Raw genomic sequence first — 15,201 nt, forward strand, 5'->3', positions numbered from 1 at the left:
GCCCCGGCTCTGCAGCGCACCGCTGAAGGGCGCTGCGCTGCGTCCGGGGCACGAGGCGAATGAGGCAGTGCTCGCATGTGTGCATGTTCACTAATTCGCTGATTGGATCGCTCCAGCGGAGGACGAACCGATGCGCGACAACAGCTATGACCGACGATTGAGCGCAATTATCTGCAGAAGTGGCGTTTTCTGATCCCGGAGTATGAGGCGGTGAAGGCTGGCCTATCGCCGTTGTTCAAGCGGATGGGCGACTTCTATCGGCACCACGGGACCTGCTCGCAGACCTTCCGCAAGTATTACAATCGCTATCTGCAGAGCGGCGATGAAGCGGACCTGCTGCCGCGGCGGCGCGGCCCGAAGTGGCGGGAACGGCGCGAGCCGGAAGGGATCGAGGCGGAGATCGTCACCCATCGCAAGCGGGGGATGAACCGTTATGAGATTCATGCGGTCTTGCGCGAGACGCGCGAGACGGTACCTTCGCCGATCACGATCTACCGGGTGATGAGGCGCTACCAGCTGAACCGCCGCACGCCGGCGATGCGCGAGGAGAAACGCCGTATTACCAAGGACAAGCTCGGGGAGCTGGGCCACGTCGATCTGCATCAATTGCCGCGCGATATGTTCCTCGCGCCACCCCCGGTCACGGCCTACATCATCAGCCTGATTGACAGCTGCTCGCGCCTGGCCTGGGCCGAGGTCCTGACCTCCAAGAAGGCGCTGCCGGTCATGTTCAAGACCCTGAAGATGATCAATACCCTCAACGTCACTTACGGGCTCGTCTTCCAGGAGATCCTGTCCGACAACGGCGCCGAGTTCGCTGCCCCCACTAACCCGGACGAGCATCCATTCGAGGCCATGCTGCTCGGGCTTGGCATCAAACACCGCTACACCCGGCCCTATCGGCCACAGACCAATGGCAAGGTCGAACGCTTCTGGCGCACCCTCGATGATGACGTCATCGAAGGCGCGACCTTCGACAATCTCGACCACTTCGCCAACGAACTGTTCGACTATCTCGTATACTACAACCAACCACAGACCCCATTAGGCCTTGGCAGGACAAACTCCCAAGGCCTTCGCCGCTACCAAGACCACCGCGCGCGCCGCTGAGCGTATCCTGCTCGCTGACGAACCTGCGCCGCCTGTTGATGACCTTCGTCAGACACGTGAGCTGGCATTGTTGATCTGCAAGAGCGAGGACGCAATCGAGACTTTCATTGCGCACTGCGAGATTGCCGCTCGTGACCTGCTGATGCCTTATGGCGATCTTCTGATGGTTGTCTCGACTGTCCTTCGGATCAAGCGCACGCTGGACGGTATCGAGATCGACAAGATCATTTGGGACGTGCAGGTCCGCAGTGCGCTAGAGAAGGAGCGTCTGAGGCGTAAGCAGTGGCAAGCCACCGTCGAGGGCGCGAGGCGTTCAACTCAGTGTAGGCCATACGGCGAACTCAGCAAGGTGGCGGATGTACCTGCCCCGCTGATGGGGCGGTCCTGGCTCCGGCTTGGGCCGTCCCCGTGCGATGGAAGCAAGTCGCGAGGCGGCTATTCGGACCTCACGACACGCTCCACCAGAACGATCTCCGTCTTGGCGGGTGAGGTAAGCGACCAGACGAAAGCCACGATCCAACCAAGAAACGTCCAGCCAAGAAACAAATTGACGACCCAGATCGCCACAGCGTTGTGATGGTGGCGCGTTGAAGCAACAATCCCGGGCAGCGCATAGAGCGCAAGAAGCGCCAGAGTTACGATCCAGTGCCAGATCGATAGACTGCCCATACCTTAATCCCCCTTCAGCTTCCTCCAGCGCCAACACCGGATCAGTGCTGGCAATTTTGTCTACTCAACAAGAGGCATCAACTCCCGCATGGATCTGCGGGAGAGATTCGCCACTAATTTGCGCCGTCTGCGCAATGACAAGGGATGGTCTCAGGACGACCTCGCCCTTAAGGCGAAGATCAGCCGCAGCTATCTGAGCCAGCTTGAAAAGGGTGTCTACTACGTTAGCATTAAGGTTATCGGCCGACTTGCCGAGAAGCTGGATGTAGAGCCGGAAGAGTTCCTAAAGCGGCCTACGAAACGGATTCGAACGAAATCAGGATGACTGTGATGCGTAGCGTCGGTCATAAGGCTCCCGGACCTTCACCTTAGTCCCCAAGAGGTCTCGAGACGATTCGCTGGCACGGAAGGCACTTGTAGACCCGTACAGCTTGCCGATCAGCGATTGCGCGCAAAGCTCCGACCGGCACCATTTCGCGGGTGCACTTCTCGCAAGCAGGAGGTGCCAGGGCTTTGCTGTCAGCTCGATTCATAGCAACTAAGCGCATACCCGAACCCAGGACCGGCGAACACTTGGGAAAAATACGGGTGGCAGAAGTCGCCGTTGCTTATTTCGGCTGTGGTTCTCTTTCGGGAAAAAATGGGTACATTCCCGGAGAGGAACGACCATGAAGGACATGCAAGCCCACCTAGAGCTACTTCGCGGGCAAATTGCAGAATGCCAGCGCATGCAGCAGGCCGCGAAGAGTGAACTCAAGCGGGATGCGCTCGCGAGGCTGCTCGTGCGCTACAGCGCTATCGCGGTCGAGCTTGAAGAGGCGATTGCAAAAATGCCTGCTCGAGAGACTTTCAAAGGTCGGACCAAGGAAGTACGGCAGCTCGCCAAAAGAGCTGCCGATGACCTGCTGGTGCTAGCAAAGAAGCTCCGTCCTGATTGAACTAAGCCCGCTTCAGCGGGCGGCCGCTTTCGTTCGTGAGCATCGAGCGCCAACGTGGTGGGCACGCGGTCGCGCTGAGCGTCGCGGCAGCGAGGCCTAAGCCGTTGAGCTGCTTTGGCGCCGACGTTCCAGCGCCGCCATGATTCGAATATGCCGATGATGGACCCGAGCAAGACGGTTCCTATGGTCAGCGTGATGAGAAGCATACCCAGCATAATCTGGCTAACACTCGATACGGCCAGGCTATCCAGCCGGGGGACGAGGTTCCTACGAATATTGATACGAAAGCGAGGCCCGCCACAGCGAACCTGCGGCCCGCATAGGTAAATCAGGAGCACTCGTCCACAGCAGCTCGTCGGCCGCGGCTATCGAGCTCGGCGGCGTCTCACCAGCCAATACACGCCATAGCCAACCGCGAGAAGGGGAAGACCTGCGCCCGCGATGGGTCCAGGGGCCCCACTGACGTTGCCCGGTTTATTCTGCCCCGGCGCGTTCTCGCAATTCCCTTTGCCGTTGCAAGCGAACGCTGTCGGCGAGCCCATCGTCAGAACGACGGTCAAAGCCGCGGCGGAGAGTAAGGACGCGGTGAGTTTCATTGATCTTCTCCATCCCATGATCAACCGACCCGCCCTCGCAAACTGTACCCCTTTTTCGCAGCGCGGCAACATTAAATAAATTAATGCGACATAATAATTTGAACAATGGCGTCGCTAGCTCACTTCGATTTATCGATGGCAGAGAGACGGCCCCGGCTTCAGGGGGCTTTTGGGGTAGGCCGGGGCCGCTCCACCAGCTCGGCAGGCAGCTGGCTAAGCTCAAGCAGCAGGCCGCGCTAGTGTTCCTTCGAAATCCGCGGGGCACGGTGGCGGCGGCCGCCTTGAATTTCGCCTTGCAATTGCGTCCATCTGCCGACGTAATGCTGAGATTGCCGGGATTATTTACACCCTTGTTTGTTTTGAGGTCGTAATGAGTGTTTCTGGTCGAACTTCCTATGCCGCCAGCACCTTGCTGCAACGTATCGCACTTCTAGAAAGTCAGATTGCAGAATTGAGCGTACTGCGAAATCGATTGGCGCAAGCCGAGTTACGCCGCTCTTCGTCAAGATCGCTTCGGTCAGCTTCCCGAAAACTACGACGACGAGCTAGGTGTAGATAATCGTGGCGACGAGGCTCGGGATGCCCTGTACAGGTTTTCTGGGCAGTAGCGCAAGCACGGATGACGCTTGTTGCGGCTACATTCGCTTGGGATGCGATCAACATCTACCTAGCAATAATCGGCCTCATAGCGGCCGGTGTCTTGGCTGATTGGCTACGCGCTCCGACGCGGAGATGATGTCATCTCGAAACTCAACCGAGACAATTAAATGGAGGTCGCCTCAGCGGGCGACCACTTTCGTTTCGGTGAAGTCGCTTACTGGCCCAGGCTGTGTGAAAGGCTCTGTTTGCTGTGATTCGCGGGGTAACATTCCCGGTGATTTTGCGGGGCATCTGATGAAGCGCTTTGTTGAAGGATTGGATCGCGGGGAGCACACTGTTTCCGGCATCGCTCGACGACTTTGTGACCGCTGATAACCCGGTGCGGGCGGTCGACGTGTTTGTCGACGGTCTCCATCTCAACAAGCTCGGGTTTGTCGGTGTCCAGCCACTCGACACTGGGCGACCCGGCTATCACCCCGGCATGATGCTCAAGCTCTACATCTACGGCTACCTTAATCGCGTGCCGTCGAGCCGACGCCTGGAGCGGGAATGCCAGCGTAATATCGAGATGATCTGATGATCTGGCTGACCGGGCAGTTGGCGCCAGATTTCAAGACCATCGCAGATTTCCGCAAGGACAATGGCAAGGCCATTCGTGAGGTCTGCCGCGAGTTCGTCGCGCTGTGCCGCAAGCTTGATCTGCTTGTTGCAGCGAGCGTCGTCATCGATGGATCGAAGTTCAAGGCCGTCAATGCGCGGGACAAGAACCTCACTGAGGCGAAGATGAAGCGGCGCCTTGAGCGGATAGCCGCACATACGTGCCGCTCTCATGCAGCTCTAGCCAGCCTCGCTCCTGCGCCAACGTGACTGCGGCGCGGAATTGCTCACCCGTCCCGCCCTGCTTCAGGAACGGCACATTGATCAGCTCGATGAAGATGCGTCCATCCTGCACGGGCTTGATGCCGGAGGCGATCTCAACCAGCTTGTGAGCGGCGGTTTCGGCGTCGGCCAAGGGGCGAGCAGAAGCGTATTTCATGGTAGCGATCGATACATTGAGTCGCCGTAGCTGACCAACTAATCGAGCGTATCGGCCTTACGATACGCGGCTACTTCGGCTCGTGCTTGCCAGCTAATTCGCGAGCGGCCAAGCTGAGCTCCAGCTCTCTGAGTTGTTCAACCAAGTGTTCTACGATCTCCTCGTAGTCAGATCGCGAAAGGGAGTTTATGCCGCGCGATGTCATTTGGTCTTGGAGAATAGTTGCCATCATGGCTTTGACGCTCATGACCTCTCGCTCAAAAAGCTAATCGTCATAAAAACAATCGGAAGTAGACGCCAAACACCGGGGGTGCGCAATCTCCGTAGAATTACGGCCATGACGGCGCTTTGCAGTGCAAATAACGCATGCTCGACGACCGCTTTGGCCGGGCGGGCTTCGACCATTAAGCGCGAAAGAACGTACTGGATTGCGCCCATTGTGGTTGACGCGCGATTTGAAACCGCAACGAAAGCCGATCGCGCTTCGGAAAGCAAAATTGGTTCTAAGCTATAACTATGATGACTCCGACGCAAAAATAGAAAATAGGGTGGAAAAAACAAAAAAATAAATGGGAGGAGTAAATGGATACTGCGAGTCGCCTGCGCGCGATGGCATCGCTGTGCCGTCAGACCGCCGCGCATCATCCCGACAGAAGTTGGAGATTGCTCGCCGAAGCTGAGTATTGGGAGCATTTAGCCAAGGATGCGCTGCGCGATCATTCGTGCACATCTGCCTTCCCGCTCCCAGCAATCGGAGATGATGCGAACACCAGGCAATCGGCGCCTAGTATGGCGGCATGAGCGTTCTCGGTTAGTTTCTGTTCTGGCCGGAAGGGCTCTCAAACTTCAAGCCGAGCGGACTCTCAGACCTCGTCGCGCGAGTACGAGCAAGTCAGCAGTTGGAATCGCACTTATATTACGAAAGAACTGAACTAGTCTTTTTTGGCAGGGGTTGCGTTCATGGATAGCGTAGAGCGGTGCTTCGCCGCAGTGACGGCAATCGGTTTCTTTGTGACCATCGTCGGAATGATATTGCTGCAAACGATCTGAGTTCTGCATTTTTCGCAAGTCGCAACGGCACTCACGGTGGGAGCCGAGGCTTTGGGCTGTAGGTCAGCCGCGCTGCGCTGAAGACGCTCGGGACTACTTCTTCAACAGCAGTCCCAACGTTCGCGCCATGCGCCTCACCGATCCCGAGTGGCGACCGAGTTCTGCGGCTATCCTCGATGTGCCAACTCCCTGCCGCGCCAGTGTGATCAAGCGTCGGACCTCCTGCTCGGCCCATTGCTTTGGCGTTTCATAGTGCGGCCCTCCACCGGCACCACTAACGAGCGTGAGCAGTGCGGGCACTTGGGAAATTTACGGGTGGCTCGCGTCTTGGCGAAATGTGAGGCGGGGCCCGGCGGGTGAGCGTCGGCATCACCGGATCAAAGCGCCGGGTAGCGACGCTGGCAAAATTGTCAATCGGTTGTGGATCGGAGCGACGGCAAGACACTGGTCTTCCCGGGTCCGGACGGGAGCGTCCATAATCTCGCACTGCGGCACGGACGCGGACTCGGCCGCGAACGTAATGCAGGCTGGCCTTTTCGAGACTTGCTCCGGTGGTGTATGGTTCGACCGCTACTTGCTGCCATCGAGGGATGTGCCGAGCATCCGAATTTTAGGGCAGCGACAGAGCCATCGGCAGGCAGCGAGGCTCTTACCGCCAAGCGACGTTTCTTTTTGGGCGACTGCCCTCAATTGATCATGCCAAACAGTCAATCTCAGGAGCAATTCAATGGCAAAACCCGTCATCGTTACGGTTGCGGCTACAACTCTTGTGATGATCGCCGCATGCGAAATAGCGCGAGCAGAGACGGTCGGGCGATATGAATGCAACATTGTCGGAACGGCAACCCAAGACGCGATCGGTGACCACGATGGTCATCGGATCAACAGCGTCCAATACGCTTGTGTCGGCGTAGACGGCCTCCTGACGGGCGCCTCGTATACGGGAATCTCGATAAGTGAATGGGACGGTCCCAAAGGCCGGTACTTGAACGGCATCGGAGTGGTTCGCGCACCCAATGGCATTGCGGTCACGCAGGTCACAGAGGGTGTAGGAGCGGCGGTCATGAAGGATGGCAAGCCGGTCGGAAGCGAAGGCACCGGCAAGGCGCTCTATCAATTTGCCAGCGGCATATTTGCGCCGCTCTCAGGAAAGGCCGTGAGATGGGCCACCCAACCGGCAGGATTTAATCGGTTCAGCCTCGAAGTCAGCACCGACGGTGAGTTGGCCGCTGCTGCGAAGCAATAACCAGCTCACACCCGCAGATCATCCGTGAAACCCCGCCTTGAAGTGCATCTCAAGGCGGGGATGTCTTCGACGTCGAGCACGACCACAACGACTTTCGGAACTCTTGCAGACCGCAATGAGTTACAGAGCGGCCGACAGAAGAGAGCATGAGCCGTCGCGTGCGCGATAGCACGTGTGATGGTTTCTCGATCGCGCCGGTCGGCAGCACTTGAACAGAGAGAGGCGATAATGAAGGCACCACTTCTTCTTGCTGGCGCATTAATCATCGGATGCGCCGCCCCGGCACTGGCCGATGAGTACTATGTCGTGCAGGGTCCGAACCAGCAATGCACCGCGACACGTCCGGCGGACAAGGAGGTCGTAACACAGATCGGTCCGCTGGCTTTCAAGAGCCGCGTGGAAGCCGAAGATCGCATTAAGCAGACCAAAGTCTGCGAGGAAGGGACAGTTGGTAGTAGCAGCAGCACAACTGTCATCAAAGAGAAATAGTCGAAGGCGTCATTCCTGATCGTCTTTGGCTATTCGAGAGAAGTCGCGTCGGCCGGCGCGACTTTTTGTTTGCAGACCAATCTAGTTGGACCCGCGTCTCTCGAAGCCAAACATAACCGCGCTCAGTGTGCTTGTCGCGTCGGGGACTCGGGCTTCGGTAAAGCGGAATATTTTCGCCCAAGGGGATTGACAGGCAGGCGACACATGAGACGGCAGGGAGAGCCGAAACCGGAAACAACAACGGGGCGGTGCAAAGCACCGCCCCTTCTTCGCGCGTTCCAGAAGCTTGCCGCAGATTTGACCGACGCCGTGCCGGATCGCACCCCCGGCATATGGCGAAAACGATCGCTTAATATGGCTGGGAATAGTAGCGCGGGCCGTAATAAGGACCGCCGCCGTAATAACCCGGGCCGCCGTAGTAAGGACCCGGGCCATAATAATAGCGGTTCTCATAGTATTCGCGGCGCTGGCTCTCGGCGATTGCTCCTCCGATTAGGCCTGCCGCCGCGCCCATGAAGGCGAGGCCCGCTGCGCTCGGGCCGCGGCGGTAATAGCGATGACGGCGAGCGGCGCTGAAATCGGTGGCGCTCAACACGGCCTGGCCAGCGACGTCTGCCCTGGCGGACGGTGTCCCGGCCGAAGCGGCCGCGGAGGGCGAGGCGGAGACTGCGATCAGGGCGAGACTTGCGAACGCGGCGACGAGCGTGCTGAGGCCGGCTGTGGGAATCATGGGTCTAATGCTCATTTTTGACCTTCCTCTGTTCTCGCCCAAAGAGCCATCAGCAAACGACACGTAACGCGCAAACCACTGGAATGGTTTCCTGATCGCGGCGATCTGCCACGCTTTGAACGATTGTAAACCGAACAATTACGTCCAGCTTGAACCATCCAACCTGAGCGGATAATGAACGGCCGCGCCGTTTTTCGGTCGCCGTAAGCGTTTGACGTGAACCAACGCATCAACCGACGCCGTCGGGATCGATGCCATTTACGGGTTCAACGTGATCGACGCGTCCTTTTCCTCGAAAGAAATCAGATGATTGCGGTTCGCAAACTGCCGGCGCGCTATGCGCCGATCGTAATGCCCTTTGTGCTATCCGTCCTCATGACCGCGGTGGTGTCGGTCATTTCAACGCTGCGGAGCCTCGGCGCAACGCCGGCGTTCCTGGCAACCTGGCCCGGCGCCTGGGCGCTGTCATGGCTCGTCGCGTTTCCGACGCTGCTCGTGGTGCTGCCACTGGTCCGCCGGATCGTAGCCTGCCTCGTCGCCTCGCCACCTCGACAAGGCCAATAGACTACGACAGCGCCCCCAAAACCCCGCGCGTCGCCTTGTCGATTTCCTCGACATAGCGGCGGCGGGCGAAGGTCTCGGTGAGGAAGCCGACCACCTTGCGGCTGTCGGTGGAATCAACCACCGCCAGCATCTCGGCTTCCGCCTCGTCGAACACCGCCATCGCCGACTTCACGTTCATTTCCGGGATCAGCACGATATCAGTCAGGCGCGCCAGCTCGACCACCTGGATGTCGTCGGCGATGGTGTCGAGGTCGTTAGAGAACAGGTCGGGCAGCATGACCAGGCCGACATATTCGTCGGCATTGTTGACGACGACGATTCCGGGCCGCGACCCCAGCGCGAATTCGCGGCGCACGGCCGCGATCGTCGTGGTCGACGGCACCTTGCCGACGTCGGAACGCATCAAGCGCTCGACGGTGAGGTTGCGCAGCCAGCCGACGTCGTTGGCGCTGCGAATGGTCTCGCCACGCAGATGCAGGCGCCAGGTCGAAAAGGAATGGCCGAACATGAAGCGGACGCAGATCGAGGTGACGATGCAGCCGGCCAGCACCACGGCGGTGACGTCGACATTGCGGGTCATCTCCAGCACCAGGAACGACATCGTCAAGGGACCGCCGACGATGGCGACGCCGAGCGTCGCCATGCCGGTCAGCATCGCGACCAGCGGATCGATCACGAAGTTCGGGCTGATCAAGAGCAGCACCGCGGCAAAGAACTTGCCGATCAGGCTGCCGACGAACAGCGAGGCGAAGAACAGACCGCCACGGAAGCCCGAGGCGAGCGAGATCAGGCAGGCTGTCACCTTCAGGGCAATGATCAGTGCGATCAGGCCGATCGTCATGTCATGAAAGAGATCGAGCACCATGGCGCCGTGGCCGGCTGCCAGCACCTGCGGCGTGACAATCGCGAAGCCGCCGACGATGAGGCCGCCGATCACCGGACGCAGCCAGACCGGCATCCAGGCGAACAGGCGCTCGAACGTCGGCGAGGAGCGCATCACGGCAATGCCGACGCCGCTGGTGACGAGCGCAAGTCCGATCAGGGCAAGGTACTGCTCGACGCCGACGGCGCTGACCTTCGGTATCTCCAGCGAGTACGGCGCGCCGCCGAGCCATTGGGCGGTCAGGGCGCCGGCGAGCGAGGCCGCCAGGATCGGAGCGGCGCTACCGACCGAATAGACGCCGACGATCAGCTCGCAGGCGTAGAAGGCGCCGGTGATCGGCGCGCCGAACGCCGCCGCGATGGCGGCGGCAGCTCCGCAACCGACCATCAGGCGCAGATCGTTGCGGCGGAGATTGAAGAACTTGCCGAGCCGCGAGGCGATGCCGGAGCCGATCTGGGTATAGCCGGCTTCGAGGCCGACCGAGGCGCCGCAGCCGTTGGAGATCAGGGTCTGGCTCGACACCACCAAGCTATCCCGCATCGACAGATTGCCGCCGCGCAGTGCATTGGCCTCGATCGGGTCGACCGCATTCGAGATCTTCATGCGCCGCCGCGACCATTCCATGATGCCGAGCGAGAGCCCGCCGAGTGCAGGCGCGATCAGCGCCGCCCAGGGACTGACGCTCGCATTGGACGAGAGGCGGACATCGACGGGAATGCCGTAGATCACGACGTGCGCGATCTGGGCGATCTCGGCCATCAGCGTCACGATCGCGCCCGCGAGTGTACCGATCACCAGCGCGAGCGGGATCAGATAGAACTCGTTGCTGCGCAGCAGGGCACGCAGCCGAACCATGGTGCGGTTCGTCCCCTTGCGATCGACGAGATGTCTGATCCGCACGAACACTTCTGCCCGCCCTATTCTTCCGACAGGCCGTAGCCTGCCATGCGCTGGCGGACCCGTTCGATCTCGGCGCTCGGCAGCAGCGGTGGTTGTCCGATCTGGAGACAGCCGTGATATTGCCGCGCCAGTGTCTCGACCTCGACGGCGAGCCACATCGCCTTGTCCAGCGTCTTTCCGATCGCGATCATGCCGTGATGGTCGAGCAGGCAGGCAAGCCGGCCCTCCAGCGCCCGCACCGCATGTTCGGACAGCTCCACGGTGCCGAAAGTGGCATAGGGCGCGCAGCGGACGCTGTCGCCGCCGGCGGCCGCGATCATGTAGTGCACCGGCGGGATCTCCATGCCCATGATCGCCAGGATGGTGCAATAGGTCGGATGGGCGTGCACAACGGCGTTGACCTCGGGCCGGGACTTCAGGATGTCGCGATGGAAGCGCCACTCGCTGGACGGCTTCTGCCCAGGGGCATGGGAGCCGTCCATCGCCATGAACACGATCTGGTCCGGCGTCATAGCGTCATAGGGCACGCTGGTCGGGGTGACCAGAAGCCCGTCCACATGCCGGATGCTGATATTACCCGAGGTGCCCTGGTTGATGCCGAGCGCATTCATGCGGCGGCAGGCGTCGATGATGGCCTGTCTCTTGGCGAGCTCGTCCGCTGTCATCGACATCTCGATTTCTTCTCGGCTTCTTGGCGGTTTGCCCGCGATCGGCGTTTGCAGACCGGGAGTACGTCAAAGCAATAAGGCAGCGCAAGAGAAAGCGACCCGGACCGGCCCATGTCTTGCCGGCACGGCCGCAACGTCTAGAAATACATCGCAAAATCAACGAATTACCAGATTGTCGCAGCCTCGCCGAATGCCGGCTGGACTGCCGCAATCCCGTTGTCGCGAATTGGACCGAGAGCATGCCGAGCATGCGCGAGCGCACGGCATTTGCGGTGCGCTCGAGGGTGCGGACGATCAGGTGAGCGGAGGCGAAGCACAGCAGCAGGAGCGGGACCGCGAGCACGACCACGACGATGATCGCGAGCTTCGCAGCATCACGAAGGCGGACAGGGAGATGGCGGACTGGGAGATGTCAATCGTTGCCGTCTCTTCCGGCCCGGCTTCTTCAAGTGCCGCGCCATAACAAAAGTTAGCCCGCGTGCTTTGTAAAACGATCGGGCAGCTCGATCGCACAGCAACCATTCTGCACCATTGCCGTTTCACTTGGGATCGACACACGAATAGAAGCAGCCGCGACAATTGCACGAGCACCGTTCCACAATTGACCCGCACGATCCCGTTGCCTGTAGTCACTGGGCGCTTCGATTAGGGACAAACGTCAGCGAGCTCAAGGCTGCCATTCATCAATTCGGTAGCGCTGCGGATGCGGTGGCCTATGGTCTTCAGCAATGGAGGCACAGCGCATCGCTTGGCCAGTGGCAAGCCCGCAGCGGCGCGCCGCAGGTCGGTATTCTCTCCGATTCCATGGTCGCACGCGGCGAGCAACTCGCCTCGGTCGCCTTGATCTGCGTCAACGCCGTCGGGCTCGTCGCGGGCGCGGTGCCCCGAATCCTGCCGGCAGCGCCCGAAGCAGACATCGATGCTTACCTCGACGGCCTCGACGGCATTTTCATCGGCGGCGGGCAGACCAACGTCCATCCCTCCCGGTATGGGCAAATGGCCGACGAGGCGCGCGACGGTCCGTTCGATGAATTCCGCGACGAGATTGCGCTTCGCCTGATCCCGCGTGCATTGGCGCGGGGCATCCCCGCTCTTTTCATCTGCCGCGGAATGCAGGAGCTGAACGTTGCGCTCGGCGGCACGCTGGCGAAGGAGCCGGACGATGTGCCCGAGGGCCAGCGTCATGGCACGCCCGAGGCGGATAATGAGGATGCCCGCTATCGATTGCGGCAGAGGGTGACGCTGCGCAAGGGTGGCGTCCTGCAGCAGATCTGTAGCGCAGACGCCATTACGGTAAATTCGCTGCATAGTTTCTTGATCGCCGATCTGGCCCCGCGCCTCGTCGCGGAAGCAGTGGCCGAGGACGGCTCGATCGAGGCCGTCAGCGTCAAGGGCGCGAGCGCGTTTGCGCTCGGCACCCTCTTTCATCCGGACTATTGGGCCAGCACGGATCATGCCTCGGCCCGCATCCTCTCGGCGTTTGGAGACGCGGTTCGCAAGCATGCCAAGCCGCAAGGGGCAGCGTAGGCCATGCACCGTTACCGCTTCGGCATCGAGGAAGAGTATTTTCTGGTCAATCGGCAATCAGCGGCGCCTAGATCCGAGCTGCCCAAGCCCTATATGGCGGCGGCCCAGAAGCGCCTCGGCGAACGGCTGACCACCGAAATCCTGCAATCGCAGATCGAGGTGGCGACGCCGCCGCTGGCGTCTTCGACCGATGCGATCGCCGAGCTCACGCGCTACCGCTCGGTTCTCGCCGAGGTTGGCAAGGACCACGGGGTCGGCATCATTGCCGCGGGAACGCATCCACTGGCTCAACCGCAGCAGCAGCGCATGACGCGCAAGCGCCGCTACAGCAAGGTCATCAACGATCTCGGAATGGTCGGCCACGGCAATCCTATCAGCGGCCTGCACGTTCACGTCGAGGTGCCTGAGCCGGACCAGCGCGTCGAGATCATGCACCGCCTGGTGCCGTTCCTGCCGCTGCTGCTGGCGCTCTCGACCTCGTCGCCGTTCTGGTGCGGCTATCCAACGGGACTGCTGGGCTACCGCAATGCCGCAAACGACGCCCTGCCCCGGACCGGTTTCCCCGAGATGTTTCGCAACCTCGCCGAATACGAGATCTATGTGAAGACATTGGTCGACGCGGGCATCGTCCCCAATGCCACCTATGTCTGGTGGGCGCTACGGCCGTCGCTCCAGCATCCAACCCTGGAGCTGCGCATCACCGACTGTTGCACGGCAATTGCAGATTCGGTAGCAATCGCAGCCCTGTTTCGCGCGCTGGTCCGGCGTGTCGTGCACCATCCCGATCTCAATGCCACCTATTCGCCCGTGCACCGCGCACTGATCGAGGAAAACCGCTGGCGAGCCCAGCGCTATGGAACCGACGGCACGTATATCGATCTGGCGTCCTTTGAGCCGATCTCATTCAGGAGCTGGCTCGACGCGGTGATTGCCATGCTGGCACCCGACATCGCGCATCTCGGCATCGAAGGCGATATCCAGCATTTGAAGACGATCCCGAAGCGCGGCACTTCGGCGCATCTTCAGCTCGAATATTTCCGTAGTTTGCGGAAATTCGGCCGCTCACCGCGGGAGGCCATTGCCGACGTGACGAAATGGCTGCGGACTTCGACTGAGGCCGGTGACTTCACGGCGCGCGGCAGTGAGCCGAAGGGCACGCCGGTGCGGCCGCCTCTGGCGTATCTCGTCTGACACCCCCGGGCGCGGCCGCATGGAACGAGGTTTCGGCAGCCGACTTAGCTCAGCATGACCGCAATGGACATCGGTGGAGACCAACTATGAGCGACAGCGGAGTTAGCATGCTGCTGGGTCACGCCTCGGCCCAGATGCTTTGGCTCTGGTTCATCGGCGCGTTCGTGCTCGGCGGCATCCTCGTTTACGGAGTGATGAAGGCCGGCCGCCTGCGCCGCAGCGAGCGTGCGCGGCTCGATCGCGCGACGGAAGAGCGACAGCGCCAGGAAGACCCCTATAAGCGCCCGACCTGAGCGATCGCCACGAACCCCGGTTGCCAGTTTGGAACTTTCGTTCTCCAAACGGTTTTGATCGCCTGAGGATTGAGGAAGGCGACGCCTTCCCGTGTCACCTCAAGAGGAGGACGTATGGCTAAACGAGCGAAGAAACGCACAACCAAGAAGACCGCGGCGCGGCGACCGCGTCAGGCGCCGAAGATGCTCAGCGACCTGTTCCTGGAGACGCTGAAGGACATCTATTTCGCCGAGAACAAGATCATCAAGACGCTGCCAAAAATGGCAAAGGCCGCAAACTCGAAGGAGCTTGCGGCGGCGTTCAACAAGCATCTGCGCGAGACCCAGGGCCAGGTCAAACGTCTCGACCAGGTCTTCAAGATGCTGGGCAAGCCGGCGCGCGGTAAGCCGTGCGAGGCCATCAACGGCATCGCGGACGAGGGCGCCGAGATCATGAAGGAGTTCAAGAACGCCCCCGCCCTCGATGCGGGTCTGCTCGCCTCGGCACAGGCGGTCGAACATTACGAAATCTCCCGCTACGGCACGCTGCGAACCTGGGCCGAGGAGCTCGGCATGCAGGATGCGGCAAGGCTGCTTCAGGAGACCTTGGACGAGGAAGAGGCGACCGACCATGCGCTGACCGAGCTCGCCACCTCCGTGATCAACCTCGAAGCGGAAGAGGAGTACCGCGCAGCGGCCTGACGCCGTGCGTGGCCGATAAGGACGCCGCGG

The 15,201-nt window shown here is 60.5% G+C and carries 15 protein-coding genes and 2 pseudogenes; 12 read left to right on the forward strand and 5 right to left on the reverse strand.

Annotated features, from left to right (window positions below):
• Nucleotides 1-243: 243 nt before the first annotated feature.
• Nucleotides 244-1,110, forward strand: coding sequence for an integrase core domain-containing protein (locus IVA98_RS06775; RefSeq protein WP_247354552.1), 867 nt, complete (start codon nucleotides 244-246; stop codon nucleotides 1,108-1,110).
• 435 nt (nucleotides 1,111-1,545) lie between these two features.
• On the opposite strand, the gene IVA98_RS37475 is transcribed toward IVA98_RS06775, so the two are convergent.
• A complete protein-coding gene (locus tag IVA98_RS37475; RefSeq protein ID WP_524536347.1) occupies nucleotides 1,546-1,779 on the reverse strand; it encodes a superinfection immunity protein in 234 nt (77 codons plus the stop codon).
• Between the two features lie 88 nt (nucleotides 1,780-1,867).
• Between IVA98_RS37475 and IVA98_RS06785 the strand changes: the two genes are divergently transcribed.
• From IVA98_RS06785 to IVA98_RS06795, 3 genes and pseudogenes are all read left to right on the forward strand, one after another.
• Entirely contained in the window at nucleotides 1,868-2,104 is a 237-nt protein-coding gene (locus IVA98_RS06785; RefSeq protein WP_247354554.1) for a helix-turn-helix domain-containing protein, read from the forward strand.
• A 343-nt stretch (nucleotides 2,105-2,447) separates the two neighbouring features.
• Nucleotides 2,448-2,717 (forward strand): hypothetical protein, encoded by a 270-nt coding sequence (locus IVA98_RS06790; RefSeq protein ID WP_247354555.1) that lies wholly within the window; start codon nucleotides 2,448-2,450, stop codon nucleotides 2,715-2,717.
• A 1,490-nt stretch (nucleotides 2,718-4,207) separates the two neighbouring features.
• Nucleotides 4,208-4,753: pseudogene (locus IVA98_RS06795) on the forward strand (transposase); the annotation flags it as partial.
• Between the two features lie 266 nt (nucleotides 4,754-5,019).
• Here IVA98_RS06795 and IVA98_RS06805 read toward each other — a convergent pair.
• Nucleotides 5,020-5,196, reverse strand: a complete 177-nt coding sequence (locus tag IVA98_RS06805) for a hypothetical protein (RefSeq protein ID WP_247354557.1) — start codon at nucleotides 5,194-5,196, stop codon at nucleotides 5,020-5,022.
• Nucleotides 5,197-6,726: 1,530 nt separating this feature from the next.
• Between IVA98_RS06805 and IVA98_RS06810 the strand changes: the two genes are divergently transcribed.
• Nucleotides 6,727-7,245, forward strand: a complete 519-nt coding sequence (locus IVA98_RS06810; protein WP_247354558.1) for a hypothetical protein — start codon at nucleotides 6,727-6,729, stop codon at nucleotides 7,243-7,245.
• Nucleotides 7,246-7,473: 228 nt separating this feature from the next.
• A complete protein-coding gene (locus IVA98_RS06815; RefSeq protein ID WP_247354559.1) occupies nucleotides 7,474-7,734 on the forward strand; it encodes a hypothetical protein in 261 nt (86 codons plus the stop codon).
• Between the two features lie 349 nt (nucleotides 7,735-8,083).
• On the opposite strand, the gene IVA98_RS06820 is transcribed toward IVA98_RS06815, so the two are convergent.
• The gene (locus IVA98_RS06820) at nucleotides 8,084-8,479 is read right to left on the reverse strand and encodes a hypothetical protein (RefSeq protein WP_247354560.1); all 396 of its coding nucleotides are present in this window, start codon (nucleotides 8,477-8,479) and stop codon (nucleotides 8,084-8,086) included.
• Between the two features lie 291 nt (nucleotides 8,480-8,770).
• Between IVA98_RS06820 and IVA98_RS06825 the strand changes: the two genes are divergently transcribed.
• On the forward strand, nucleotides 8,771-9,028 hold the full coding sequence (locus IVA98_RS06825) for a DUF2798 domain-containing protein (protein WP_247280534.1): 258 nt from the start codon (nucleotides 8,771-8,773) through the stop codon (nucleotides 9,026-9,028).
• Nucleotide 9,029: 1 nt separating this feature from the next.
• Here IVA98_RS06825 and IVA98_RS06830 read toward each other — a convergent pair whose 3' ends face one another.
• Together IVA98_RS06830 and IVA98_RS06835 are read right to left on the reverse strand one after the other, a co-directional pair.
• A complete protein-coding gene (locus tag IVA98_RS06830; protein WP_247354561.1) occupies nucleotides 9,030-10,817 on the reverse strand; it encodes a chloride channel protein in 1,788 nt (595 codons plus the stop codon).
• A gap of 11 nt (nucleotides 10,818-10,828) precedes the next feature.
• Nucleotides 10,829-11,482 (reverse strand): L-fuculose-phosphate aldolase, encoded by a 654-nt coding sequence (locus tag IVA98_RS06835; RefSeq protein ID WP_247354562.1) that lies wholly within the window; start codon nucleotides 11,480-11,482, stop codon nucleotides 10,829-10,831.
• 576 nt (nucleotides 11,483-12,058) lie between these two features.
• Between IVA98_RS06835 and IVA98_RS37480 the strand changes: the two are divergent.
• From IVA98_RS37480 to IVA98_RS06860, 5 genes and pseudogenes are all read left to right on the forward strand, one after another.
• Nucleotides 12,059-12,181 (forward strand): annotated as a pseudogene (locus IVA98_RS37480) (DUF3606 domain-containing protein); the annotation flags it as partial.
• 6 nt (nucleotides 12,182-12,187) lie between these two features.
• Nucleotides 12,188-13,006, forward strand: a complete 819-nt coding sequence (locus IVA98_RS06845) for a gamma-glutamyl-gamma-aminobutyrate hydrolase family protein (protein ID WP_247354563.1) — start codon at nucleotides 12,188-12,190, stop codon at nucleotides 13,004-13,006.
• Between the two features lie 3 nt (nucleotides 13,007-13,009).
• A complete protein-coding gene (locus tag IVA98_RS06850) occupies nucleotides 13,010-14,197 on the forward strand; it encodes a carboxylate-amine ligase (RefSeq protein WP_247354564.1) in 1,188 nt (395 codons plus the stop codon).
• Nucleotides 14,198-14,283: 86 nt separating this feature from the next.
• Entirely contained in the window at nucleotides 14,284-14,490 is a 207-nt protein-coding gene (locus IVA98_RS06855; protein ID WP_247354565.1) for a LapA family protein, read from the forward strand.
• 114 nt (nucleotides 14,491-14,604) lie between these two features.
• Nucleotides 14,605-15,171 (forward strand): YciE/YciF ferroxidase family protein, encoded by a 567-nt coding sequence (locus IVA98_RS06860; protein ID WP_247354566.1) that lies wholly within the window; start codon nucleotides 14,605-14,607, stop codon nucleotides 15,169-15,171.
• The last annotated feature ends 30 nt before the right edge of the window (nucleotides 15,172-15,201 follow it).

Source organism: Bradyrhizobium sp. 160 (genome assembly GCF_023073735.1).
In the GTDB taxonomy this organism is placed as follows: domain Bacteria; phylum Pseudomonadota; class Alphaproteobacteria; order Rhizobiales; family Xanthobacteraceae; genus Bradyrhizobium.